Annotated in this window: 20 protein-coding genes and 1 pseudogene; 8 read left to right on the top strand and 13 right to left on the bottom strand. The window is 56.4% G+C overall.

The genetic code is table 11. The annotated features are described in order from the left end of the window. Positions 1–14 precede the first annotated feature (14 nt). Together FMM72_RS13335 and pyk are read right to left on the bottom strand one after the other, a co-directional pair. A complete protein-coding gene (locus FMM72_RS13335; RefSeq protein WP_162221695.1) occupies positions 15–932 on the bottom strand; it encodes a class B sortase in 918 nt (305 codons plus the stop codon). Positions 933–1,019: 87 nt separating this feature from the next. Continuing rightward, positions 1,020–2,819 (bottom strand): pyruvate kinase, encoded by a 1,800-nt coding sequence (gene pyk / locus FMM72_RS13340; RefSeq protein ID WP_162221696.1) that lies wholly within the window; start codon positions 2,817–2,819, stop codon positions 1,020–1,022. A gap of 267 nt (positions 2,820–3,086) precedes the next feature. Here pyk and FMM72_RS13345 point away from each other — a divergent pair, with 267 nt between their 5' ends. From FMM72_RS13345 to FMM72_RS13360, 4 genes are all read left to right on the top strand, one after another. Further along, the gene (locus FMM72_RS13345; RefSeq protein ID WP_162221697.1) at positions 3,087–3,458 is read left to right on the top strand and encodes a GntR family transcriptional regulator; all 372 of its coding nucleotides are present in this window, start codon (positions 3,087–3,089) and stop codon (positions 3,456–3,458) included. After that, a complete protein-coding gene (locus FMM72_RS13350; RefSeq protein WP_162221698.1) occupies positions 3,455–4,354 on the top strand; it encodes an ABC transporter ATP-binding protein in 900 nt (299 codons plus the stop codon). Before FMM72_RS13345 ends, FMM72_RS13350 begins: the two co-directional genes overlap by 4 nt. After that, complete coding sequence (locus tag FMM72_RS13355; protein ID WP_162221699.1) at positions 4,329–6,581, top strand: hypothetical protein; 2,253 nt, start codon at positions 4,329–4,331, stop codon at positions 6,579–6,581. The genes FMM72_RS13350 and FMM72_RS13355 overlap by 26 nt, the downstream gene beginning before the upstream one ends. 433 nt (positions 6,582–7,014) lie before the next feature. Next, positions 7,015–7,329, top strand: coding sequence for a hypothetical protein (locus FMM72_RS13360; protein ID WP_160208807.1), 315 nt, complete (start codon positions 7,015–7,017; stop codon positions 7,327–7,329). A 164-nt stretch (positions 7,330–7,493) separates the two neighbouring features. Here FMM72_RS13360 and FMM72_RS13365 read toward each other — a convergent pair whose 3' ends face one another. From FMM72_RS13365 to FMM72_RS13380, 4 genes are all read right to left on the bottom strand, one after another. After that, positions 7,494–8,225 carry a DUF1638 domain-containing protein gene (locus tag FMM72_RS13365; protein ID WP_160208806.1) on the bottom strand — a complete coding sequence of 244 codons (732 nt, stop codon included), beginning with the start codon at positions 8,223–8,225 and terminating at the stop codon, positions 7,494–7,496. After that, a complete protein-coding gene (locus FMM72_RS13370; protein ID WP_160208805.1) occupies positions 8,225–9,553 on the bottom strand; it encodes a sodium-dependent transporter in 1,329 nt (442 codons plus the stop codon). Before FMM72_RS13370 ends, FMM72_RS13365 begins: the two co-directional genes overlap by 1 nt. A 179-nt stretch (positions 9,554–9,732) precedes the next feature. After that, positions 9,733–11,295: a sensor histidine kinase gene (locus tag FMM72_RS13375; RefSeq protein WP_162221700.1), complete on the bottom strand. Its 1,563-nt coding sequence runs from the start codon at positions 11,293–11,295 to the stop codon at positions 9,733–9,735. After that, positions 11,279–11,953 (bottom strand): response regulator transcription factor, encoded by a 675-nt coding sequence (locus FMM72_RS13380; protein WP_006873975.1) that lies wholly within the window; start codon positions 11,951–11,953, stop codon positions 11,279–11,281. Before FMM72_RS13380 ends, FMM72_RS13375 begins: the two co-directional genes overlap by 17 nt. Positions 11,954–12,253: 300 nt before the next feature. Here FMM72_RS13380 and FMM72_RS13385 point away from each other — a divergent pair. Then, positions 12,254–12,926, top strand: a pseudogene (locus FMM72_RS13385) (CatB-related O-acetyltransferase). Positions 12,927–12,982: 56 nt separating this feature from the next. Here the strand turns inward: FMM72_RS13385 and FMM72_RS13390 are convergent. Then, the gene (locus FMM72_RS13390; RefSeq protein WP_024731002.1) at positions 12,983–13,555 is read right to left on the bottom strand and encodes a PduL/EutD family phosphate acyltransferase; all 573 of its coding nucleotides are present in this window, start codon (positions 13,553–13,555) and stop codon (positions 12,983–12,985) included. Between the two features lie 213 nt (positions 13,556–13,768). Between FMM72_RS13390 and FMM72_RS13395 the strand changes: the two genes are divergently transcribed. After that, complete coding sequence (locus tag FMM72_RS13395) at positions 13,769–14,335, top strand: uracil-DNA glycosylase (protein WP_162221701.1); 567 nt, start codon at positions 13,769–13,771, stop codon at positions 14,333–14,335. Positions 14,336–14,552: 217 nt separating this feature from the next. On the opposite strand, the gene lpdA is transcribed toward FMM72_RS13395, so the two are convergent. From lpdA to FMM72_RS13415, 4 genes are all read right to left on the bottom strand, one after another. Beyond that, positions 14,553–15,959 carry a dihydrolipoyl dehydrogenase gene (gene lpdA, locus FMM72_RS13400; protein ID WP_162221702.1) on the bottom strand — a complete coding sequence of 469 codons (1,407 nt, stop codon included), beginning with the start codon at positions 15,957–15,959 and terminating at the stop codon, positions 14,553–14,555. Positions 15,960–16,119: 160 nt separating this feature from the next. Further along, a complete protein-coding gene (gene cls / locus FMM72_RS13405) occupies positions 16,120–17,673 on the bottom strand; it encodes a cardiolipin synthase (protein ID WP_160208800.1) in 1,554 nt (517 codons plus the stop codon). 146 nt (positions 17,674–17,819) lie between these two features. Further along, positions 17,820–18,827, bottom strand: coding sequence for a UDP-glucose 4-epimerase GalE (gene galE / locus FMM72_RS13410; protein WP_162221703.1), 1,008 nt, complete (start codon positions 18,825–18,827; stop codon positions 17,820–17,822). 136 nt (positions 18,828–18,963) lie between these two features. Further along, positions 18,964–19,962: an MBL fold metallo-hydrolase gene (locus FMM72_RS13415; RefSeq protein ID WP_162221704.1), complete on the bottom strand. Its 999-nt coding sequence runs from the start codon at positions 19,960–19,962 to the stop codon at positions 18,964–18,966. 661 nt (positions 19,963–20,623) lie between these two features. Between FMM72_RS13415 and FMM72_RS13420 the strand changes: the two genes are divergently transcribed. Together FMM72_RS13420 and FMM72_RS13425 are read left to right on the top strand one after the other, a co-directional pair. Next, a complete protein-coding gene (locus FMM72_RS13420) occupies positions 20,624–20,767 on the top strand; it encodes a hypothetical protein (protein WP_160208797.1) in 144 nt (47 codons plus the stop codon). Beyond that, positions 20,764–22,305: a recombinase family protein gene (locus FMM72_RS13425; RefSeq protein ID WP_162221705.1), complete on the top strand. Its 1,542-nt coding sequence runs from the start codon at positions 20,764–20,766 to the stop codon at positions 22,303–22,305. The genes FMM72_RS13420 and FMM72_RS13425 overlap by 4 nt, the downstream gene beginning before the upstream one ends. 186 nt (positions 22,306–22,491) lie before the next feature. On the opposite strand, the gene FMM72_RS13430 is transcribed toward FMM72_RS13425, so the two are convergent. Then, positions 22,492–23,370 carry a sirohydrochlorin cobaltochelatase gene (locus tag FMM72_RS13430; RefSeq protein WP_162221706.1) on the bottom strand — a complete coding sequence of 293 codons (879 nt, stop codon included), beginning with the start codon at positions 23,368–23,370 and terminating at the stop codon, positions 22,492–22,494. Between the two features lie 32 nt (positions 23,371–23,402). Further along, complete coding sequence (gene cobJ / locus FMM72_RS13435) at positions 23,403–24,152, bottom strand: precorrin-3B C(17)-methyltransferase (protein WP_243157816.1); 750 nt, start codon at positions 24,150–24,152, stop codon at positions 23,403–23,405. Position 24,153: the final 1 nt, after the last annotated feature.

The raw sequence follows: 24,153 nt of genomic DNA on the forward strand, positions 1-24,153 counted from the left end.
TAAGAGCGCGTGGATCAGAAATTGTACTGCGGCTTTTTCACGTCCTGGTTGACGGTCATCTCAGCGGTAGCCGTCTCCTCCTCGCCGGGGCGCAGCAGGCGCGCGACGATCAGATATTTTGTGCTCTCGTCAAGCTGGACGTTCGTGTAGTTTGTCGGGTATGTACAGGTGGAGATCAACAGGATCTTGTCGGTCGATTTGACATCCACATCGATGTCATAAGCGGAACGGTCCTTCAGCTCTGCAATCAGTTTCATAAAATCAGCGTCGGACAGGTCGGGATGATTGTAGGCAAGGTTTGTATCAACCGTAGCAACGGAAAATACCTTCCATACCATTTCATCCTCAGCGGTCGAGAAATAGATATACGGATGCTTTTTGGCCCACTCAATATCATTATACTTTTTAAGCTGCGACATTTTCAGCCCTTCCGGGTCGTCGTCCATACTGTGGCCATAGATGATCGTGTTGCGCGAAAGCTCGTTGCGGTCGCCGAGCTTGCACTCATAATCAACCCAATAAGAGCCGTACCAATCGTACTGCTTGTTGATATCGCGGCGCTGATAAAAGTTTCTGTTCTCCGGATCCGGATCGGTCTGTGTATTGATATCATTCTCACAGAACATAACCGGATCGTCCATCGTTGTGTCCGTCACACTGAGCCAGCCAACGACCTCGTTATTTTGGTTGTAGGCGGTGTTAAGCTTTTCGAGCAGATCGCCCTCCGGCTTTTTAGGCTCTGCAATCGCAGACAGATCGGCGTCCGGAAGCGGGTTGACAAATACAGGTACGCCTGCCGGCGATGTATCCTGCGGCGTTGAGCTGCCTGTATCCGGAGAATCCTCATGGCCTGTGCACGCCGCGGCCGACAGGAGCATGGTCACAGCCAGCAGCAGCGCAATCAAACGGTTCGGTGCATGTACTTGTTTCATAGCCTGAACTCCTTTATACTGGGCGCAGCGGACTATTTTACGGCGCGCCCTATGTTTTTTTCCATATGCCCCGGCCCCAGAACCCGCTTACGCGCGGGAACAGGCCACAGGGCTGTTATCCTTTTTCTGTCCGCCCCGCTCCGTGCGTGTGCGGTTGCTGACGGTGCCGGCGGCCGCATCGATCTCAACAATCGTAGACGACTTGAGGATCGAGGTCGCATTTTCCGCAAACACAATCACCGGGATGTCAAGCGCCATGCCGACGATCGCGGCGTGTGAATTGAGCCCGCCGCGCTCGGTCACAATGCCGGACGCTTTTTTCATAATGGGCAGCAGCTCGTTTGAAGTCTGCGGCACCACCAGGATATCCCCGTCGTTAAAGGAGGAGAGCGCCTCCTCGTCGGTACGCGCGACGCACAGCCTGCCGAACGCGCAACGCCCGTTGACGCCCTGCCCGCTTACAAGGATATCGCCCACAACATGTACCTTCAGCAGATTGGTCGTTCCGTTGATTCCCAGCGGGACGCCTGCCGTGATTACAACAATATCGCCGTCGCGCACAAAACCGGCGTCCTGGGCGCGTTCTACCGCATGAGCGAACAGATCGTCCGTGCTCTGCTTGACGTCAGCCAGCAGCGGCGTGACGCCCCACGACAACGCGAGCTGGTGGTAAGTATGCGGCATATGCGTGCAGGCGATGATCGGGATATCCGGCCTGAACTTGGAGAGCATACGGGCCGTCGTCCCGGACCAGGTGACTGTAATGATCGCCGCCGCGCCCAGATCATAAGCCGTCGTACAGGTGGCATGTGAAATTGCGTTTGTGATGTCGGGCACGCGTTCGCCCGAGCGGGCGAAAAACCGCTTTTGATAATTGATGTCGCGCTCGGTGCGCTCGGCGATCTGCGCCATTGTGGAAACAGTCTCGATCGGGTAATCGCCGGCGGCCGTTTCCCCTGAAAGCATAATCGCGCTTGTCCCGTCATAGATCGCGTTGGCCACGTCGGCCGCCTCGGCTCTGGTGGGACGAGGGCTGTGAATCATGCTCTCCAGCATCTGTGTCGCCGTGATGACCATCTTGCCGGTGTTGTAGCACTTGGAAATCAGCATCTTTTGAAGGATCGGCACCTCTTCAAATGGAACCTCGACGCCCATATCGCCGCGGGCGACCATGATGCCGTCGCTGACGCGCAGGATATCGTCGATGTTGCCCACGCCCTCAGCGTTTTCGATCTTTGCAATGATGCGGATTTTTTCATTGCCCTGGCGCTCCAGTATTTGACGGATCTCAAGGATGTCATCGGCGCAGCGCACAAACGAAGCCGCAATAAAATCAAACCCCAGCCCGGCGCCGAACATGATATCCGCGCGGTCGCGCTCACTGACATACGGCATTGACAGATGGACGCCGGGAACGTTGACGCCCTTATGATCGGAGATGACGCCGCCGTTGACAACGTCGCATTCGATGGCGCCCTCACGTACCCCCACGACGCGCAGCTCAATCGCGCCGTCGTTGAGCAGGATTGTGCCGCCCGCCTTAACATCCGCAGCCAGCCCCGGGAAGGTGATCGACGCATGTGAAGCGTCGCCCTCACATTCCCCGGCGCACAGCGTAAAACGGCTTCCCGCGTCAAGCTGCGCTTTTCCGCCCTTAAACAGGCCGAGCCTGATCTCAGGCCCCTTCGTATCAAGCAGCGTAGCCACGGGAATGCCCATCTGTTCGCGCAGGCGGCAGATGCGTTCAAAGGTGGCGCGATGGCTTTCATGCGTGCCGTGCGAAAAATTGAAGCGCGCCACGTTCATGCCCGCACTGATGAGCTGCGCGATGCGTTCCTCGCTGTCGGAAGCAGGGCCAAGCGTACAGACAATTTTTGTTTTTCTCATATGAAAATCCAACCTCACACCCTCTCCATGCATCGCTTTCAAGAGGGCGCGGCATGGAAAAGGAAATCAATTTGCCAATTATCTTTTTAAAGTATACCATCATTTTCACGGCTGTCAAACCTATTGGAAAAAATTCATAAAAGCTTTAAAAAGGATCCTTTGGCATGTGAAAAAAGTGGTTGCAACGGTGCGCGGGATGTGGTATACTCAAACCGTACTAATCGATCTAGTACACTAAATACACCCGATTGAAAGGGGGGCAGCAGCGTGCTGACCATCGACCTGCAAAGCCGCCAGCCGATCTATGAGCAGCTTATTTACCGCATGTCGGAGCTTGTGGCGCTTGGCGCGCTCGCACCGGGCGAGCAACTTCCATCCGTGCGCGCGCTGGCGCGCGATCTGGGCATCAACCCCAATACAGTCCAAAAGGCTTACCAGGAACTGGAGCGTCGCGGCGTCATCTGTTCCGTGGCCGGCAAGGGGAGTTTTATCGCCGGCGGCGACAGCGCCGGCGATACGCTGCGCATGCGCAGCCTGGAGAAAATCCGCGACGCGCTCGAAAGCGGCCGGCGTGCCGGCGTCTCCCGCGCACAGGCGCTCGAAACGGTTGAACATGTCTATAAGGAGGCGAACGTATGATAGAGGCGCAAAACCTTTTCAAATGCTTTGGCGACTTCACTGCGCTTTCATCTCTGAGCACAAGTATCCCAAGCGGCAGTGTCTATGGGCTTGTCGGCTCCAATGGTTCGGGCAAGTCGACGTTTTTACGGCTCTGTGCGGGCGTCTATATGCCGGACGGCGGCAGCATCGCCGTCGACGGACAGAAGGTCTATGAAAATACCGCGGTCAAGCAGACGATCTTTTTTGTCGCGGACGATTTGTATTTTCTGCCGCAGAGCAGCCTGCGCGATATGGCGCGCTTTTACGCCCAATCCTACCCCGGCTATTCACAGGAGCGGTTCGAGCGTCTGCTCGGCGTATTTCCGCTCGATCCGGCCGCAAAGCTGGCGACATTTTCAAAGGGGATGAAGCGTCAGGCGGCGCTTGTGCTGGCGCTTGCCTGCCGTCCGAAACTTCTGCTGCTCGACGAGGCGTTTGACGGGCTTGACCCGGTCGCGCGCGGCGCGGCGCGCAGGCTTCTTTCCGACGGTGTGGCCGAATATGGGATGACCGTGCTTATCACAAGCCATAACCTGCGTGAATTGGAGGACCTGTGCGACCATGTCGGCCTGCTGCATCAGGGGCATATCCTGTTCGAGCGCGAGATCGACGAGCTGCGTCTCGGCTTCTGCAAGGTGCAGGCAGTATTCCCACAGGGCGTCAGCGACGAGACGCTGCGCGGGCTTGACGTTTTGCAGTCCTCCCACAGCGGCAGTATGATCAGCCTGGTGGTACGCGGCTCCTCGGGCAGCGCCGCCGATTTTCTGCTCGCGCGGGGCGCTGTGTTTGCGGAGGGTGTCCCGCTGACGCTTGAGGAAGTATTTATTCATGAAATGGAGGCGGTCGGTTATGACTACAACAGCATTCTTTTCTGAGTCCGGCCGTTTTTTCGGCCTGTACCGCATGACCCTGCGGCGCAGCCGCGGCTATCTGTACCTGCTCTCGGCGCTGGTCGCCGTTTTTTATCCGCTCCAGTATGCGCTGGAGGCGTTTAAGCCTCTGCGCACAGACGCAGTCACCTCCATCTATCAACTGTATGGCTTCGCTGAAAATTATACGATCCTGACGGGCCTGATCCTCACGCCCATTGTCCTGCTCGCGCCGCTTGTGCTGGCGCTCGCTTTCAACAGCTATATGCACTCGAAAAAGGCGGCCGACGTCTATCATGCGCTGCCAGTCACACGCGGCACGCTGCTGCTGGTCCACGCAGCCACGGCCATGACAATTATCGCCGTCCCCCTGGCAGGCTCCACGCTGCTCGTCGGCGTGATGCAGGCGATCCGGTTTGGGCCGGATCCAAGCCACCTGGCCTTTTTGCTGCTCGACCTGTTCGGGTGGCTCGTCTGCACCTTTGCCATCTACGCTGTGACGACATTCGTCTGCGTCTGCACCGGCACGGTGTTCGACTCCTTTATCTTCTCCGGGGCGCTGCTTGTCGCGCCGCCGGTCGTGTCCTGGATCGGCCTGGCGCTGGCAGACTCGTTTCTGTTCGGCTGGGGCGGCGGCGGGATACGCGTGCCGGGTTACCTCTCGCCGGTTACGCTCGCGGCTATGCGCATCCTGGACGGTATGACGTATGGATCCGAGCGGGGGGCTATAGCCGTCAAAGGCGGCGTGGCCCTGCTGGTCTGGCTCGCCGCCGGCGCGCTTGTCCTTCTGGCGGCCCGCCGGCTCTACCGCATGCGCCGCACGGAAATCGCCGAAACGACTGCTTCCCGCGGCGTGCTTCAGCTCATTGTCAAGCTGTTCGGCGTGGCTGTCTGCGGTGGTATGGCCGGGCTGTTCACTTATCTTGTGCAGGACCCGGAGCGCGCCGCCCCATATATGGTGATGTGGACCGCAATCGCTGGTTTTCTCTCCTACATGGTGCTGGAGTCCGTGCTGAGCCGCGGCTTTAAATCGCTTGTCAGGCGGTTGCCGGCCGGCGCCGCCATGACGGCCGCCGTTACTCTGCTGACGCTGATCCCGATCACCGGCGGTCTTGGATATGAGCAGCGCGTGCCTGACGCCAGCGGGGTGTCGGCCGTCGAAATCAGCTATCATGGCGCCGACGGCGAGCAGTCAAGCGTGATGCGCGTGAAACCGTTTAGCAATCCTGCCGCGCTTCAAACGGAGTATATCGGCTATGTCCTGCTCAAAGAGCCGCAAGGCATCGACCGTGTGCTCTCATTTCACCAACGGATTGTTGAACAGGGCGAACAGTACTCGGATTCCTGGTTGGAGGACGCTCCGGACGATCCGTATGTATACGGGTATACAAACATCACCTACCGCCTTAAAAACGGACGGACGGTCAAGCGCAGCTATTACGGCGCAAGTGTCAGCGCCTTTTTGGAGCTGCTCCCGCTGGAGACACAGCCGGAGTTTCTCGCACAGACGCAGCCTGCGTTCTTTAACCGCGGCAGTGACGTGACCTCATGGACCATCTCCAATGCGTATAAAAGTAAATATGTCCAAAAGAGCTGGCCGGCGGCCGACTCGCAGGCGCTCTTTGACGCCATGCAGGCCGACCTTCTGGCCAGAACAGCAGAGGAAATCGCACGCCCGCAGGGCTCCCTGATCGCCAACATTCAGTTTCTCGCCGACCTCCCGCCCGAAGGCGCCGAACGTTTTGCCAGCAGCGGCGTGTTCGCGGTCACTGACAAAATGCCGAATACGCTGCGTTTTTTGCGTGAAAAGGGCGTGCTCGATGAAATCGCGCTCCCCCCTGCACGGTGTATTGCGGCAGGCGCCTTCGCCGATACGGCCTTTATGGGAGGCAGCGGCGCGTATATTCAGACGTATAACGCGGTCGGCTCCACTGAAAATTACGCAGAGTTCAAGGCTTTGGTCGACGAGCTGCAACAGCCGGCGGACACGGCTGCGCCTGCCGACTCCGCCGCCGGGCAGACGCAAAGCCTGGACAGCTCGAATGTTTCCCTGTTTGAGGACCCGGATGATATCCAGGCCTTCCTACAGGCCGCCGTCCCGCGCTGGGTTTACGGCGAGCCTGTCGCATATGTGACCCTGTGGTTTGACGATGCGAGTATTGGCTCGGTGCTGGTTCCGCTCGAACGTCTGCCCGATGATCTGCGGGCGCGCGTCTGGCGTCCATACGACTAGGGGCCGTTTGAAAAATCAAAATACCCGTCTTTTTCTACAAACAGCAGCGAACGCCGCGTTAAAAAGCCTCAGAATCCGAAAGGATACCTTCGTTTTTTGCCTTGCGTTCTCCTGCTGTTTGCGAAAAATCCGGCAATTCCTCTACTTTCAAACAAGCCCTAAACGGATAAAGAAAGGCTCCCGTATCACGCTACCGTGATACGGGAGCCTTTTGCCGGAAAGCAGCGGAAAAAGGCCGGCGGTCCCGCCCCTTCTCCGGGATTTTGGCTTTGATCTGTTTTTTTAACGAACCAAATTTCACATGTGGGAATACGATGAAATAACGGCTGTTTTGGGCGGTGCACGCAGAAAAACGCGCGGTTATAAAAGGCGCAGCAGCTTCGCGCCGGCCGTCCGCGGCTTTCATCAAGATGCGAAAGGAATGGGTCTTTATATGAGTGATACCACAAAGCCCCTGCGCTTTTTTCTCGGAGCAAACACGCCGCAGGGCTTCGTTTCCCGCTTTGACCAGCTCGCTGATCCTGAGGACGGATGGCGTGAATTTGTGATCAAGGGCGGCCCCGGCGCCGGAAAATCGACGCTGATGAAGCAGGTAGCTGATTTTGCGGCGGACCGCTGCGGACAGATCGAATTGATCCACTGTTCATCTGACGCCGACTCGCTTGACGGTGTGATCTTGCCAGATATCAAAACCTCGATTGCGGATGGTACGCCGCCCCATGCCGGCGCACCGCAATATAATTTTTGAGCCGCCAAGCGGCGCAAAACCCTGCCAACGCAGCTCCAAACCCGCTGTTCGCGGCGCAGCCTGTATAAACGCAGCGGCTGCCCCACTATTCGCGGCGCAGCCGACTAAAGTTTTTTGGCATACCTTTTTTTCAAAAAAGGTATGAAGTTTTTTGCCAAGCTTTTTCAAAAAAGCGGGAAAATTTGCGGGTCGTAGGTGCGGGAGAGGGTTTTGCCCGGCGGGCAGACGGCAAAGCGGCGCGTATCCCAGTCGCCGGAAAGCAGGGCCTCCAGCCAGGCGGCGCTGCCCAAAGCCGTCTCAAAACGCCAGCCATATGTGCGCGCGGCGTCACGCGCAAACGCTTCAAACGCACTGGAAGGGCAGGCAGGCGGCGCAATATAAACGCTGCTCTCATAGGCGTCAATCCAGGTGTTTTCCTGCTCCAACAGCCAATGCGCGTTATCCGCGCCAAACCGTGCGGTATAGTCGCGCAGCTTGGCGTCATAATAGACGCGCGAGGGCGTGTCCGCATATTCGATCCAACCGGGCGTATACCAGTAGATCCCGGCGCGCGCGGCCAGATAATCAAGATACCGCTTTTGAGAGCCAAGCAATATACCGATACAATCGTCGGCGCGCGGCACAACCAACGGCAACCGGGCCGCGCGCACACCGTCAAGTCCGCCGCCGCACAGGCCATAGCAAAGCACGATTGCATCGAACCGGCGGCGGGCGGGCGCCTCGGCGTCAGCGCGTTCGATCGCGTCAATTGTCCCGTTAATCCGCGCGCGCAGCAAATCGGGCGTGTCGTGCAAGCCCTGCGGCAGCCAACTGACCTCGACCGGATGCGGGCACCTGGCGACAACCGCGCTCAGCTCACGTGTGAAAACACGGCAGGCGATCGCCGCAAGCCGCATCAGCCGATGCCTCCCTTGATTGTAAAGCTGCATACGACTACCGCGCCGGCAAGAAAAATATAGACATATCTGGCCAGAAATGCAAACCCGCGCAGAAGCGGCTTTTTACGGCCTGTCATCAGCTCCCCGCCGATCTTGTCCATACCAAGCACCCAATAAATCATGATCGCGCCGAGCAGAGCGCCGATCGGTACGATATAAATCGTGACCACATCCATCCATCGGCCGAGATACGGCTCATATTCAATAAACAAGCCCGCGCCGAACACAATTACTCCCGTTATAAGCAGAGCCGGCAGGCGCCCAAGACGCAGATGGCGGCTGAGAGCCTCGCCGCACACCTCCAGCATATTGATCAGCGAAGTGACGCCCGCAAAAAATACCGATACAAAAAACAGCGCCGCAAACACCCTCCCCGCAGGCATCTGCGCGAAAACCTTGGGAAGCGTCAGAAAAATCAGCGGCGGTCCGGAGCGCGGGTCAAGGCCAAACGCATAAACAGCCGGGATCACCGCGAAACCCGCGACCAGCGCGGCCAGTGTGTCGAGGATGGCCGTCATCGCGGAGACATGGGGGATATCCTCTGTTTTGGCCAGATAACTGCCATAGATAATCATTCCGGACCCGGTGATCGACAGGGAGAAAAACGCCTGTCCCATCGCCATGATCCAGGTGCGCATATCAAGCAGGGCGCTCCATTTGGGAACAAACAGATAATGATATCCCTCTCCCGCTCCCGGCAGAAATGCGACACGCACAGCAATGATGATGAACAGAATAAAAAACGCCGGCATCATTACACGGTTGACTTTTTCAATCCCCTTGATGACGCCGCCCGCTAAAAACAGCACTGTCAGCGCCACAACGATCAGATGCCACGGTACGCTTCCAAAGCGTCCCGTCATCTGAGAAAAAAACGTCTCCGAATCGGCCGCAAACAACCCGCCTGTCACAGCGCCGGCGGCTGAACGCAGCACCCATCCCACAATGACGGAATAACCGATCGCGATACCGAACGAGCCAAGCAGCGGAATCGCGCCAAGCAGTTTCCCACCGCGCAAACCGCGTGAGCGCATCGCATAATCATAGGAACCGACAGGCCCTGTCCCCGTCAGCCGCCCAAACGCAAATTCGCCCGAAAGTCCCACTGCGCCGAACAGCGCCACAAACAGAAAATAGGGAATTAAAAATGCCGCGCCGCCATACTGCCCCACGCGGTAGGGAAACATCCAGATATTTCCCATGCCGATCGCCGAACCGACCGAGGCCAGAATAAAGCCGATCTTGCTGCCAAACTGCGCTCTGCGCGCACCGTGATGTTCCTGCATAATACACCTCTTGACTGCGCAGCATCGGCGCTTTTGCGCTTTGACGCTGTACCGCTTTTGTCTTTTATATGGATTTATTATAGCGCAGGACGATTCAAAATTCCATAGGATGTCAACTTTTTGCCTCAACTGAAGAAAAAAAGACATCCCGGCGCTTCCTTCAGGATGTCTTTTGATGTTTACGGTTCTCTCTCCGCTAAATCCTCGCCGCTGTCATCGGCATCGTCAATGTCGGCCAGCTCCAGTTCAAACCAAAAACGCACGCCGCCCTCAATATTCTCCACACCGTACGGCCGCCCGTGCACATCCATAATCCCACGTACAATCGCAAGGCCCAGGCCATAGCTCTGCCCATCGTTGGAACGCGCCTTGTCGCCGCGGTAAAAACTGTCGAACAAGCCATTGATATCCTCCTGCGGAATCTGCGAACCAGTGTTTTCCACAAAAATGCGGCAGGCGTCCCCTCCAGCGCGCTGCGCGCGCAGCGTAACCACAGCTCCCTCCGGCGCATACTTCGCGGCGTTCTCAAACAGGTTTGTCACCACCTGGTCAATCTTGGTGTAATCGGCGCAGACGATAAATTCCTCGTCCAGGCAGCGGCGCACCTGGATGGCGCGCCGCTCGGTCAGGATACGCAGGCTGCGCACAGATTCGTCAAGCACCTCGCTTAAACAGAAGATTGACTTTTCAGCGCGGGCCACGCCGCTTTCAAGGCGCGACAGCTCGAGCAGACGGCCCACCATCGCAGACAGCTTGTTCCCCTCGCCGATAATGATCTCGCAGCATTCCTGCGCCTGTTCGCCGCGCGCCTGTTCGGACAGCGCCTCCGCATAGCTGATCATCAGGGTCAGCGGCGTCTTAAAGTCGTGCGAAACATCCGCGATAAACTGCCGGCGCATCAGTTCCGTCTGCTGTTGGCGTTCCAAGTCGCTTTTGAGGACGTCGTTGGCCTCCACCAGCCGGCTGATATTCGACTGCAATTCATCCGACATATTATTGATCGAAGTTGCAAGCCGCGCGACCTCATCACTGCCGCGCGCCAGGCAGCTTTGGGAAAAATCGAGGCGGGAGATTTTGCCGGCGACCTCCTGAATATTCCGGATCGGCTTTGTCATGCGGTCGACAGCCAGATAGATCAGCCACGAGCCGATCAGCAAAATAACGATGGATAAAAAGGCAGTATATTTCACAGCCAGATCGGCGCTCGATTTGATATAACCGCGCGGCGAATCCATAAACAGGTAAAGATTGTCGTCAAGCCGTGTTGTCAGAGTAATCGAACCATCGACATCGTCGCGTCCAAAGGGCGTCTCTACACGGATATTGTAGCCATCATCCGTGCGCAGAAGGCGGTCGAGCATATCTTTTTTAAAACGGTTGATCCCATCGCTGCGCGGGACAGGCATGTCCGGCTTGTCGCCCCATGGGCGCATATTGTCCTTACCGGCGCGCGAGTGGTATTTGACCGCAAGCGAACCATTGGGATCGATTTCGAACAGCGTCACAGTGGCGTTTTCGTTTTCGATCAGTTCAATTTCATCGTAGAAATCGGCGCTGTTCTGCTCATAGGTTTCACGGATTTTTTCGGCGCTGCGCTGAAGCTCCGCCTGCTTGTTGCCGATATAAAAGCGTTCAAACAGTGTGGAGCCCATGAACAACAGCACAACAATATTTACAATCAGTATAAAAATGATGATTGTAAACAGTTTCCGCTTGAGGCCCCAGTCATTCCAGCCACTCAAACTTGTATCCAACCTTTCGCACGGTAACAATGCATTTGGCATATGGACCGAGCTTGGCGCGCAGGCATTTGATGTGTGTGTCAACCGTTCGGTCGTCGCCGGCATAATCCATATCCCAGACTGTACAGATGATCTGATCCCGTGTCAAAACGATATTTGTGTTGCGGATCAAATAATAAAGCAGGTCGAACTCTTTGGGCGTTGTGATGATTTTTTTGCCGTCGACCGTCACTGTGCGCTCGCGGTAAAGCACCTTTACGCCGCCGGCCGATACATCGCTCATATCATTGGAGCTTGTGCGCCGCAGCAAATTTTTAACGCGCGTCACCAGAATGGTTGGGGAAAACGGCTTGGCGATATATTCATCGGCGCCGGCGCCGAATCCCGCCACTTCATCCTGCTCGCTGTCGCGCGCCGTCAGCATCAGGATCGGCACGTTTGATTTGCCGCGTATTTCGCGGCAAGCGTCATAACCATCCTTTTTCGGCATCATAACATCAAGCATCACCAGTACAACGTCCTCGTTGTCCTCAAATTTTTCGACCGCCTGCTGTCCGTCGGCAGCCTCCACAACTTTAAAGCCCTCCCGCACAAGGTAGCTTGAAACAAGGCGGCGGATTTTTTCCTCGTCCTCCGCCACAAGAATTTTATTGTCCATAATGCGCACCCTTTCACAGCTTGCTGTGGTTCAGTATGGAGGAAAAATGTGTTGTAAATGTGTGGAATCCATGACAGGGCGATAAAAGATCGGCCGCCGAACGGTTGACGCCTGGCACAATCCGATTTGCAATGATTTTGCAGGTGAACCGTGAGCGGGAAAATTGAAGCGGTTTTTCGCTGCAAAACCATCAATCGGGGAGCGTTCTTCATGAAAGAGATCCGAAAGAAGCGTGCGGTCGCAACCGCAGAAATAAATATATCCAGGAGGTGAATCACAACAGATAAAGGAGTTTTTAGAATGTTTCCAAATTGCAGCCAGATACCGGACCCGAACGCAGTCTTTTTAAACGAAACGAAAACATCGTGCTTTATTAAAAATGTCGTGACTGCATCAAATATTGAAATAGGCGACTACACCTATTATGACGATACCGACGATCCGACCGGCTTTGAACAGAACAATGTGCTCTTTAACTGGCCTGGCTTCGGCGACCGGCTGGTAATCGGAAAGTTTTGCTCCATCGCGTCGGGGACACAGTTTATAATGGGTCCGGCCAACCACCGCATCAGCAGCGTGACCACCTATCCGTTCAATGTCTTTGGCGGCGCTTGGGAAGCGAATACGCAGCCGCATCTATCCGAGCTGCCCCGCAAGGGTGACACGATTGTCGGCAACGATGTCTGGTTTGGACGCCAATGTGTCATCCATGCCCGGGGTCAAAATCGGCGACGGCGCGATCATTACCACACGCGCAGTCGTTACAAGGGATGTGGAACCATATTGTGTTGTGGGCGGCAATCCCGCGCGTTTCATCAAGAAGCGGTTTGACGACGAGCTGATCAATATTCTTCTGCGCCTGCGCTGGTGGGATTTCGAGCCGAAGCGGCTCGTTTCTGTCCTGCCGCTGCTGTGCAGTCCCGACCTGGACGGCGTCAAACGGGCCTTTTCCGCGATGCTCAGCGGACAATAAACAATAGCGGGACGGCATGTATCCATACCGTCCCGCCGAATTTATCCCTTGAACGCTTATTTAACAACCTCGCCGAGCACCTCGCCCGCGCAGCCGGCCGCGTTGGCCTCATCGGTGTCGATGTGCATCGCCGGACGAAACGCCGGGCTGACACGGATCACCACATCGCCAAACACGAGCGAGCGCTCGGGCGTATTGATCTTAACGGAGACAATATCCTTGTCCTTGACCCCCACCTGCTCGGCAAACGCCGGATCGAAGTGGCAGTGACGCTTGGCGACAATCACGCCCTGCTTTAATTCAACCTCACCGCACGGACCAACCAGCTTACACGGGGCGCTGCCCTCAACATGGCCGGATTCGCGGATCGGCGGCGTCAGACCGAGCGCACGCGCGTCGGTCAAAGCGACCTCAACCTGCGTTGCAGGGCGACATGGTCCGATAATGGACATATTGATCGTCTTTTTTGGTCCGACAACATCGACGCGCTCCTCACAGGCATATTGGCCGGGCTGCGACAATTCCTTTTTATAGTGGAGCTTCGCGCCCTTGCCGAACAGCGTCTCCAAGTCCTGCTCCGTCACATGCAGATGACGTGCGGAAGTCTCAACAATAAACGTATTTGCCATATTCTTAATCCTCCAACTGCGAAATTATGGTATAACCTCATTGTACGCTTTGTTCACTTTTTTTTCAAGCGTTTTTTATGAAAATCAGCGATTTGACATTTGTTCCCGATACAATTAAACTGTAAGCAAAGCTTTGACTACGCTCCATTTCAATGGAAGGAAAAGGGTGCCGCCCGGTCAAAGATAATTCAGGGATAAAATGGAGGAGCCGCCATGTATGAAAGCTTTCAGGCGCTGCAAAGCGCCGCGCTTACATGTCAGGGCTGCAAGCTGTGCCAGACGCGCCGCAATGTTGTGTTTGGCGCCGGCAGCGAGCAAGCCCAAATCATGTTTATCGGGGAAGGTCCAGGCGAAAATGAGGATTTGCAGGGCGAGCCGTTCGTTGGGCGCGCGGGACAGCTTCTTGATAAGATTTTGGCGCATGTCGAGCTGTCGCGTCAGAATGACGTTTACATCACCAATATGGTAAAATGCCGTCCGCCTAAAAACAGGGACCCGGAACGCGACGAGGTCGAAGCCTGTATGCCATATCTGCACGCGCAGATTGAGTTCATCCGGCCAAAAATCATCGTTTGCCTTGGACGCGTCGCCGCCTGCGCGCTGATCGACCCGAATTTCAAGGTCACACGCCAGCACGGCGAATTCTTTGATAAGGACGGCCTTATGATGATGGGTACCTTTCACCCGGCCGCCCTGCTGCGCAACCCTGTGAACAAGCCCGGCGCGCTCGACGACTTTATCAACCTGCGCGCCCGCCTCGACTCTCTCAAGCCTTTTTGAAAAAAGGCTTGGCGAAAAACTTTCCGGCCTTTTGAAAAAAGGCCTCGGCGAAAAACTTTCCGGCCTTTTTGAAAAAAGGCCTCGGCGAAAAACTTTAGTCGGCTGCGCCGCGAACAGCGGGGAAGGTCCTGGTATTTTTACAGGCTGCGCCGCGAACAGCGGGGCAGGTCCCGGTATTTTTACAGGCTGCGCGTCCGGCGCCTTTACATATCCGTTTTTACAGGGGCAGAATCGCTTTGGCGACGCCCTCGTTGAAGGTGGGGTGCGCACGCATGGCATAACGGAGCTGGCGTGCGGTCAACCCATTTGCAATCGCGGTCGCCATTTCGCCGATCATGTCTGTGGCGCGCGGACACATCATCTGCGCGCCGATCAACATATGGCTGTGCGCTTCAAACACCAGCTTGATAAACCCGTTTTCCTCATGTGAAATAATTGCGCGGCCGTTGCCGCTCATCTGCGATTTTCCGCAGCGCACGGCGATGCCGTTTTTGCGCGCCTCCGCCTCGGTGATGCCGACAGACGCGATCTCCGGATCGATATAAATACAGCTCGGCACGATCGGCAGATCGACAAACGCGCAGCTTGGCACGGTTGAGAGCATCACCGACGGCGTTTTGCCGCACAGCTTTTCCACGACGCGCATCCCCTGCGCGGCCGCCAGATGCGCCAATTGAACGCCGCCCAGCACATCGCCGACGGCATAGATGCCGCGCACGCTTGTCATAAAGTTTTCATCAACAAAGATACCCCGGTCGTCCGCGCGGATGGGCACTTTATCATCGATCAGCCCCTCGACGCGCGGTTTTCGTCCGACCGCCACCAGCACGCGCTGAACCGCGCGTGCGGACAACTCCTGCCCCTGACGGATTGTGCAGGTCAATCCATCATCCGCTTCTGCGACACGCTCAACGCTGGCGTTTGTCAGCACCTCGATGCCGCGGCGGCACAGCAGCGTTTCAAGCTCGGCGGACAGCTCCTCGTCCATGGGCGCGAGCAGTCGTTCTTTCTTTTCCACAATCGTCACATGCGCGCCAAGCGCGCCTAAAATGGTCGCAAGCTCGACGCCTACCACGCCGCCGCCGATAACAACCACCCGATCGTAATGCCACCGGCTGTCTGTCAGAACGTCGGTGCTTGTCACAACGCCCGGCAGCAACACGCCCGGAAATAACGGCCTGTTTGGACGCGCGCCCGCTGCAATCAGGATATTGCGCGCATTATATATCCGTTCCGCGCCGTCCGCCACGGTGAGGCGCACAGAACGCGCGCCCGCGACAACAGCTTTGCCCTCGGCATAAACAACGCCTTGCGCCTCAAACTGGGCGCGGATATCCTCGCGGGACTGCGAAACACACAGATCCTTATAGGCGTGTATTTTTGCGTAATCGAAGCCCGTCTGCGACGCCGACAACCCAAACCACGCGCAATTTTGAAACGCCTGATGCAGCGACGCCGAACAGGCAAGCGCCTTTGCCGGGATGCAGCCAGTATTTAAACATGCGCCCCCAAGCGCCCGCTTTTCAAAAACGATGACGCGCATACCAAGCTTTGCCGCTGTCAGCGCGGCCGTATAGCCGCCTGGTCCCGCCCCGATGACCGCAAGATCATACATTTGTTCCATGATCAGTCCCCCTGTCCGGCCGGTTCAAACCCACCGTATCCTTGTAATATATTGTACCAGAAAAATCCAACAAAGAAAAGGGCCGCGGCGCCCCAAAATTTTTTACAAAAAGCGCCCCGCCACAAAAGCGGAGCGCCAAAAGCCGCCGGACCGGCATCGTCTACATCATTGGGGAGAACAGGCGCAAAAACGCGCGGACAATACGTTTCCACAAGCGCACATGCCGGATATAATCTTTGGGAATTTCAAAGCATTGCGTCAGCAAATGCTCGATATCGGCGCGCACATCCTGTACCACGCTCGACCGGAAAAAGCAAACGCCGCATTCAAAATGGAGATAAAAGCTGCGGTAATCCATATTGGCTGTGCCAACAATCGCGACTGTATCATCGGACACATACATTTTTGCATGGACAAAGCCGGGCGTATACTCATAGATGTGCACACCCGCGTCGAGCAATACCTGATAAAAGGACTGCGTCGTTTGATGAACCAGCCACTTGTCGGGGACGTGCGGGGTGACGATACGCACATCAATACCGCTGCGCGCCGCCACCTGGAGCGCCGTAACCATCTCATTGTCAAGAATAAGATACGGTGTTGTAATATAAACATAGCGCGTGGCGCGGTTGATGATCTGCATATATGTCTCCTCAGAGACATTGATATGATCAAGCGGCGAATCGCCGAAGGGCTGCACGTAACCGTCGCTCTCATAATGCCTGGTTGGACGGTATTGTCCAACCAGCTTGTCCGTCGGGCGGGTAAAGTTCCACAGGGACAGGAACATGGCCGTCAGGTTCCAGACGGCGTCTCCCCGCAGCAATACGCCCGTGTCCTTCCAATGACCGTGTTTTTCATAGGCATTGATATACTCATCCGCAATATTGATGCCGCCGCAGAAACCGACATTGCCGTCAATAACAGTGATCTTGCGGTGGTCGCGATAGTTCATGGTCGCGTTCAGATGCGGCTTGAAGGGATTGAACACAGCGCATTGTATGCCCGCGTTGCGCAGCTGGACGTCGTAATTGACGGGCAGCGTCATAATGGAGCCGAGGTCGTCGTACATGAACCGCACCTCGACCCCTTCGGCCGCCTTCTGCTTGAGGATTTCAAAAATCGGCTCCCACATTTCGCCTTCCTCAAGGATAAAATATTCCATAAAGATAAAGCGTTCGGCCTTTGGCAGCTCCTCGCGCAGGCGCGCCCACATAGTTTCTCCGATCGGCAGATACTGCGCCTGCGTGTTTTTCCACACTGGCGATCCGGTGGTACGCGTGATATAATTGGAAATCAGCCCGAGCTGCGGGTCGTTTGTATTTAGCTCGCCGGCGCATGGCTCGTCCGGCGGCGCGACGCGATGTTCGTTTTTTTCCGCTTCCCGGATGCGGTCCACCAGCTTTTTCGGCATACTTTGGTTGCCGAACATCAGATAAAACACCCCGCCGAACAACGGAAACAACATGATCGGGATGATCCAGGCCAGTTTATACGAAGGATTTTCATTCTTTCCGACAATCCAAATTGTAATACCAATGCTTAAAAACGACAAAATACCATAGACAATGGTAAAGTAGTCGCTCAAAAACAGCATGAGCAGTATCAGGATGGCGATCTGTATCAAAATCAACAGCGCCACAATGACCATCTTGCTGAACAGCAGACTGAAAATCGATTTGGCATGGATATTTTTTTTGTGCGTAGTGGGCATATTTGAACCTCTTTTTGCCAGCTATTGAACGATTTATACAAAGAATATCTTCAGTTTATCAGTTTTTCCCATAAAATGCAAGCCCGTCCACAGAAGTAACGAAGCCCGCGCACCGGCTTTAGCCGGTGCGCGGGCTTGTGTTGTGTTTAAAGGCCGTTTGGATTGTTCCTACTGAAATTCCAGCTATCGGCGCACATCTCGTCAAGCGTGTGCCCGGCACTCCAGCCGAGCATCTCCTTCGCCTTGGAGGCGTCGGCATAGGATGTGGCGATATCGCCGTCGCGGCGCGGCGCAATATGGTACTTGACCGGCTTGCCACATGCCTTTTCAAACGCATGGACAACATCGAGCACCGAATATCCCTTGCCTGTACCAAGGTTGATCGCCTCAACGCCGGTGCGGTCCATAATATAGTTAAGCGCCTTGAGATGGCCAACTGCCAGGTCGACCACATGGATATAGTCGCGCACGCCGGTGCCGTCGGGCGTGTCGTAATCGTCGCCGTAAACCGCCAGATCGGACAGCTTTCCGGTTGCGACCTGCGCGATATACGGCAACAGATTGTTTGGAATGCCGTTCGGGTCCTCGCCGATCAGGCCGCTTTTGTGCGCGCCGATCGGGTTGAAATAACGAAGCAGCGCAACGCTCCACTCCTGGTCAGCCTTTTGAATATCGGTGAGAATCTGTTCAATGAACAGCTTGGTCGTGCCATAGGGATTCGTCGTTGACAGCGGCATGTCCTCACGAAACGGTACCTGATTGTGCATTCCATAAACGGTCGCCGACGAGGAAAAAACGATCTTTTTACAGCCCGCCTCGGCCATCACCTCACAGAGGATCAGTGTTCCGGTGATGTTGTTATGGTAATAACGCAAAGGGATTTTGCATGATTCGCCAACAGCCTTCAGCCCGGCGAAGTGGATGACCGCGTCAATCCGATTTTGTTCAAACACACGGCGCACACCGTCGCGATCCAGCAGATCAACCTCATACGATTTAAACGATTTTCCGGTGATGTCGCTAACGCGTTTGAGCGCCTCCGGTTTAGAATTGACGAAATTATCGAGGACGACAATTTCCTTACCGGCATTGAGCAGCTCCACACAGGTGTGGGAACCGATATAACCGGCGCCTCCTGTGACCAAAATTGCCATGTGCAATCACTCCTTTAAAGTTGCGACGTCGTTATTTTTTGCCTGATTCCAGTATAAATCGATGTATCAGGTGTGTCAATGCTTCACGACAAGCATGCAACATTTATCCATAAATTCGCAACAAACGCCGCACCTGCTATCTTTCTGTCACAACAGACAGCGTCTCGCCGTCGGAGCCGATGACAACCGTTCCGTCGCGGTCGGTCCGATAGAGCGTAACGCCCATCTTTTCAAGCCGTTCGAGCGTCTCTGCGTGCGGGTGTCCATAGGAATTATCATACCCCACCTCACAGACAACAATTCCAGGATCGACCGCGTTCAAAAACTTCTGCTGATTTGATGTATTGCTTCCATGGTGGCCGAGTTTAAATACATCCGCCTTGAGTGCCGGGCCATACGCCGCTACGAGATCGTTTTCGTTTTCCTTTTCAGCGTCGCCTGTAAACAAAAACGATGTCTTTCCAAAATCGAAGCGGCACGCGACAGAGGTTTCATTCAAATCGTCATACGCGGCGACAGGCCCCAGAATCGTAAGCGACGCGCCGCCGCCCAGATCATAGACGGCACGGGGCCTGGCTTTCGTAATTTTATATCCGCGCGCGGCAATGGCGTCGAGCAGGCTTTCATAGGTCTTGCTCGTCGGAATCAGTTTATCGGGTACATCTGAAAAGATGATTTTCCCTATATTGAACGCCTCGACCACCTCCTTCATCCCGCCGATATGGTCGGCGTGCGGATGTGAGGCGATCAGCAGATCGATTTGGCTGACGCCCTGCGCTCTGAGATATGCCACAACAGCGTCTCCGCCGCCAATGTCGCCCGCATCGATCAGGACAGTGCTTTCCGGCGTTCGGATCAGCTCGCAGTCAGCCTGTCCCACATCTATAAAGTGGACGGACACCTCCCCGTCCACGTGTACCGGCTGCGGGACAAGGTCCGCGGCGCCATACAGCTTGTCGAGCGCGTCTGTGGCGGCCGATTCGATCTGCACCGCCGTCGGCAGCGGGAGCTGACCGCCCATCGCATCGTTGAGCAGCACGGCGACCAAAAAGGCCGCAAAAAATATACCGCCTGCGCACAGAAACGGAAGTATTGGAGCCTGCCCGCCGCGTCCGCGGCGACGGCGCCGGCTCACAGCGCCTCCTTGGAAGCGGACGGCCTTCCTGTATGCTTTATTTTTTTCACAGCAAAATCCTCCATCTGAATCGTCTGGAATTTAAGTATAACATGCAGAAAAAAAGATGCAACCGCAACGCGTCGAAAAAATTTTGAAAACCCTATTGACAAACCTGCTTCAGGGTGGTAAAGTATATTTGGTTAGTTAATGCTAACCAACAGATGTGCTCATGGGAACGAGTTTCCTCTCAAAGTCTGTCCAGAGCGGTGCTCCTGACCCGTGCCTTTTGGTCAGGCTGAAAACCTGGTGTTGTGCACACACAGCACGGGCGTCTCCTCTTTCTTGTCTGTGTCCGTTCGCCGGTGGCAAACCGGACGGGCAGCGTTTTTCTTGCAAACGGGATCGCCAATCCCTATCCTGCGGAGCTGGCCACGAGCGCCGGCCGCGCCGCACAGTTCGCGCTGGGCGCGAATTGGCGGCCAGCGCGAATCGGGTTTCTCCGCTTGGCCCACAGCCGTCCGCAAACAGCGGCTGTGGGCTTCCTTCTTTTTGATCGTGAGCAATTCCATGCGCGGATTGCTCACCGCCGGGCGCTGGGGGGCGCGTGCCCCGTGTGCGGGTCACATGCGCTCGGGGCATATCCGATTCCCCTTGCGCATACAATGCGGCAGGGATGGCTATGGCGGACAAGGCGGCCTTGCTGATTACAAGCATCTATCAATCGGTCGAGGAACAGGCGCGGCGTGAACAGATTCGCGCGCTGCTCGATGAATATCTGCGCGCCATGCTCAGCGAAGGGCTGGCAACGGATGGCGAGCCATGACGTGCGCCGTTTACTGCCGTCTGAGCCGGGAGGACGGCGACGGCGTGCGGGAAAGCGAAAGCATTCAAAATCAGCGCGCCCTATTGACCGAATACGCGGCGGCACACGGATGGAAGGTCTACGCAGCCTACTGCGACGACGACTGCTCCGGCGCCGACCGCACACGTCCAGCCTTTAACCGTATGCTGCGCGATGCGCGCGATAAAAAATTTGAAATCGTTTTGTGCAAAACACAGTCGCGTTTCACACGCGATCTGGAGCTTGTGGAAAAATATATCCACGGGCTTTTTCCCTTGTGGGGGATTCGTTTCATCGCAGTTGTCGACCATGTAGATACGGCGCTGCGCGGCAACAAAAAAGCCCGTCAGATCAACGGGCTTGTCAATGAATGGTACCTGGAGGACCTGTCAGAAAACATCCGGGCTGTTTTTGCACAAAAGCGTCGCGCCGGGCAGTATATTGGCAGCTTTCCCGCGTATGGCTATGAGAAGGATCCTGCGGATCATAACCATCTGATCATCGATCCGCTGGCAGCTGAAACCGTGCGGCTCATTTTTTCGCTCTGCCTTTCCGGAATGGGTAAGCAGAAGATCGCCGCCCAGCTTAACCGGCGCGGCATTCCAAATCCGACCGCCTATAAGCGTGCGCGCGGTTGGACCTGTCCGGGCGGCAAAAGCACGCTGTGGAGCCGCGCGACGGTTGGACGGATTTTACATAACGAACTCTATACCGGCACAATGGTGCAGGGCATCAAGCATAAAATCAGCTATAAATCGGATCTCTGCGTCAGCGTGCCGCGCGAAGCGTGGATCCGGGTACCGGGCACGCACGAGGCGATCATTGAGCCGCAGGTTTTCCATGCGGTCCAGTCCCTGCTCGCACGGCGCGCACGCAGCGATGGGAGCGGCCAAACGCATCCGCTCGCCGGACTCGTTCGCTGCGGCGCGTGCGGCGCGGCGATGATCCGCGTTTCACATACCTATAAAGGGAAAAAGCGTTCCTATCTGCAATGCGGACGCTATGCGTCCGACCGGGCGGGCGCACCGTGCACACGGCATTCCACCCGTCTGGACGCCTTGACAGACGCAGTGGAGCACGCGCTGTGCGGTCAGATTGCAAAATGGTACGATCCCGGCGAACCTGCGCGGTTATATCCGGAAAAACCGGGTGGGAAAACAGGGTGCGACAGACGGCAGGCCGCCGCGCTGCGCGCGCAGCTTGCCCGCCGTGAGGCGGCTCTGCGAGCGCTCTATCTGGACCGCACCGACGGCACGATCACCCCGGAGCAATTCTCTGCGCTGAGCGCGTCGTTCCAAGCGGAGTCCGACACGCTGCGCGGGCGCCTGGCGGCTCTTGAGACGCAAGCCGTTCAAGCGCCCGACATCCCGCCGGTCTGTATGGCGCAGCAGATCCAAGATCTGCTTTCGCCCGCGCGGTTTTTCCGCCCGCTCGCGGCGCTGCTGATCGACCGGATCGAAATCGACGAACGCGATCCCCAACAGGCCACGCAGGCTATCCGTATTTTCTGGAAGTTTTAGAAGCTGCGCCAATTGGGGGGAAGCGCAGGAATCCCGGCGAATTTCAAGCTTTTCTGACGGCGGTTCAGACGGGAATTTTTCCGCCAAGGCCTGTGCGTCTCCCCTTGGCACAGCTTCCTAAAAGCGCCCGGCCGTCTTTTATTGGACGGCCGGGCGCTTTTTCAGAATCTGATCACAATACGGATTTCAAGCAGGCTCGGTCGCGCTGGCAAGCGCCGCGATTGCAGCGCCCGCATGCGCTGTATACAACGCGCGTATACTTTTGTATTCACCCATGCCGCGCAGCACGCATTGTACTTGGCAGCCCGCACGCAGGAGCTGGTTTTTCCAGGAATCAGGCTCGTCGCCGGCCATATCGTTTGCCGCGTGGTCGCCCGCGACGACCATCAGCGGGAAAAGTACCGCCTTTCGATACCCTCCCGCCCGGATTCCGGCCAACACATGCTCCAGCATCGGATACCCTTCAACCGTACCGACAAACACATTCGGATACCCCATCGCCTTGAAGCGGTAGTCAAGCGCGGCATAAGCCGAATCCGCAAAATGCTCCGTCCCATGCCCCATAAGTACAAGCGCCGTATCGTCCGCCGGCGCAAGCTCTGCGATCAGCGCCCTTACCACAGCGTCATAATCGGCCGCGCTGTTTAAAAGCGGCGCACCGAACGATACCGCCGCAAACCTGCAAAGATACGGCGCGGCGTCGGCCATCATCCGGTCGTATTCAATGCCGTTCATCACATGCGTCGGCTGAATAACGAGCGTCCCCACGCCTTCGGCGGCAAGGCGTTCCAACGCCTCTCCAACTGTGTCGATTTGCAGGCCGTCGCGCTCCCTGAGCTTTTTCAGGATCATCCGGCTTGTAAATGCGCGGTGCACAGTATAATCGGGATAGGCCGCCTGTAAATCGGATTCGATCGCGCCGATCGCAGCGTCGCGCGTTTTTTTGTAGCTTGTGCCGAACGATACGGCAAGGAGCGCCTTTCGATTTAGACCGCAGGCCGCGGTACAGCTTCCGCCGCGATGGCGGATCACTGTGGAGTTCGTCAACCATCTTGTTTCCATCATCTTACCCCTTTATCGTCGATCTGCCCGGCCAATCAGCGCAAATCCGGACCGAACCGCTGCTCATACCCGCGCGGCGTCACCATACGCCCGTCGATAACACAGGTTGTGCTATTTCCGATAAACACGGTTGTAAACATATCGGCCGGCGTGTCGCGCAGCTGTGAAAGCGTCATAATCTGTGCGCTCTGCTGCGCGCGCCCTATATTGCGCACCAATCCGCAGACGGTCTCCCCCTTACAGCATTCCAGCAGAATGTCGCAGGCGCGCCGCAGATAACCAGGCCGTTTGCGGCTTTCGGGATTGTAAAGACACATTGCAAAGTCGCCGGCCGCCGCCGCGCGCAGGCGCTTTTCGATCACCGCCCACGGCGTCAACTGGTCGCTCAGGGAGATCACCGCGAAATCGAGCGCCAGCGGCGCGCCGAGCACCGCGCCACCGCCAAGCGCCGCCGTCACACCCGGAATGATCTCAAGCTGTACGCCGGGGTATTCCGGCAAAAGCTGACACAGCGGGCTTGCCATGCCGTATACGCCGCTGTCGCCGCTACACACCATCGCAACATTGCGGCCGCCGGCCGCCGCCTCCAAAGCGGCGCGGCAGCGTTCGATCTCGCGTGTCATCGGTGTTGTGAGCACCTGTTTATCAGGGTACTGCTCCCGGATTAAATCGACATACACCGTATATCCACAGATCAGTTCCGCCTGCCTGAGCGCCTGTTCGGCGCGCTCTGTCCGGCCGGCTGCGCCGCCCGGACCAAGCCCCACTACAAAAAGGGTCGCCATT

The sequence above is a fragment of the Anaerotruncus colihominis genome, assembly GCF_010206195.1.
GTDB lineage: Bacteria > Bacillota > Clostridia > Oscillospirales > Ruminococcaceae > Anaerotruncus > Anaerotruncus colihominis_A.

Excerpts from the sequence above, each read along its gene's own strand:
- FMM72_RS13335 (WP_162221695.1), bottom strand. The coding sequence starts at position 932 with ATGAAACAAGTACATGCACCGAACCGTTTGATTGCGCTGCTGCTGGCT.
- pyk (WP_162221696.1), bottom strand. The coding sequence starts at position 2,819 with ATGAGAAAAACAAAAATTGTCTGTACGCTTGGCCCTGCTTCCGACAGC.
- FMM72_RS13350 (WP_162221698.1), top strand. The coding sequence starts at position 3,455 with ATGATAGAGGCGCAAAACCTTTTCAAATGCTTTGGCGACTTCACTGCG.
- FMM72_RS13355 (WP_162221699.1), top strand. The coding sequence starts at position 4,329 with ATGACTACAACAGCATTCTTTTCTGAGTCCGGCCGTTTTTTCGGCCTG.
- FMM72_RS13360 (WP_160208807.1), top strand. The coding sequence starts at position 7,015 with ATGAGTGATACCACAAAGCCCCTGCGCTTTTTTCTCGGAGCAAACACG.
- FMM72_RS13365 (WP_160208806.1), bottom strand. The coding sequence starts at position 8,225 with ATGCGGCTTGCGGCGATCGCCTGCCGTGTTTTCACACGTGAGCTGAGC.
- FMM72_RS13370 (WP_160208805.1), bottom strand. The coding sequence starts at position 9,553 with ATGCAGGAACATCACGGTGCGCGCAGAGCGCAGTTTGGCAGCAAGATC.
- FMM72_RS13380 (WP_006873975.1), bottom strand. The coding sequence starts at position 11,953 with ATGGACAATAAAATTCTTGTGGCGGAGGACGAGGAAAAAATCCGCCGC.
- FMM72_RS13390 (WP_024731002.1), bottom strand. The coding sequence starts at position 13,555 with ATGGCAAATACGTTTATTGTTGAGACTTCCGCACGTCATCTGCATGTG.
- FMM72_RS13395 (WP_162221701.1), top strand. The coding sequence starts at position 13,769 with ATGTATGAAAGCTTTCAGGCGCTGCAAAGCGCCGCGCTTACATGTCAG.
- lpdA (WP_162221702.1), bottom strand. The coding sequence starts at position 15,959 with ATGGAACAAATGTATGATCTTGCGGTCATCGGGGCGGGACCAGGCGGC.
- cls (WP_160208800.1), bottom strand. The coding sequence starts at position 17,673 with ATGCCCACTACGCACAAAAAAAATATCCATGCCAAATCGATTTTCAGT.
- galE (WP_162221703.1), bottom strand. The coding sequence starts at position 18,827 with ATGGCAATTTTGGTCACAGGAGGCGCCGGTTATATCGGTTCCCACACC.
- FMM72_RS13420 (WP_160208797.1), top strand. The coding sequence starts at position 20,624 with ATGGCGGACAAGGCGGCCTTGCTGATTACAAGCATCTATCAATCGGTC.
- FMM72_RS13425 (WP_162221705.1), top strand. The coding sequence starts at position 20,764 with ATGACGTGCGCCGTTTACTGCCGTCTGAGCCGGGAGGACGGCGACGGC.
- FMM72_RS13430 (WP_162221706.1), bottom strand. The coding sequence starts at position 23,370 with ATGATGGAAACAAGATGGTTGACGAACTCCACAGTGATCCGCCATCGC.
- cobJ (WP_243157816.1), bottom strand. The coding sequence starts at position 24,152 with ATGGCGACCCTTTTTGTAGTGGGGCTTGGTCCGGGCGGCGCAGCCGGC.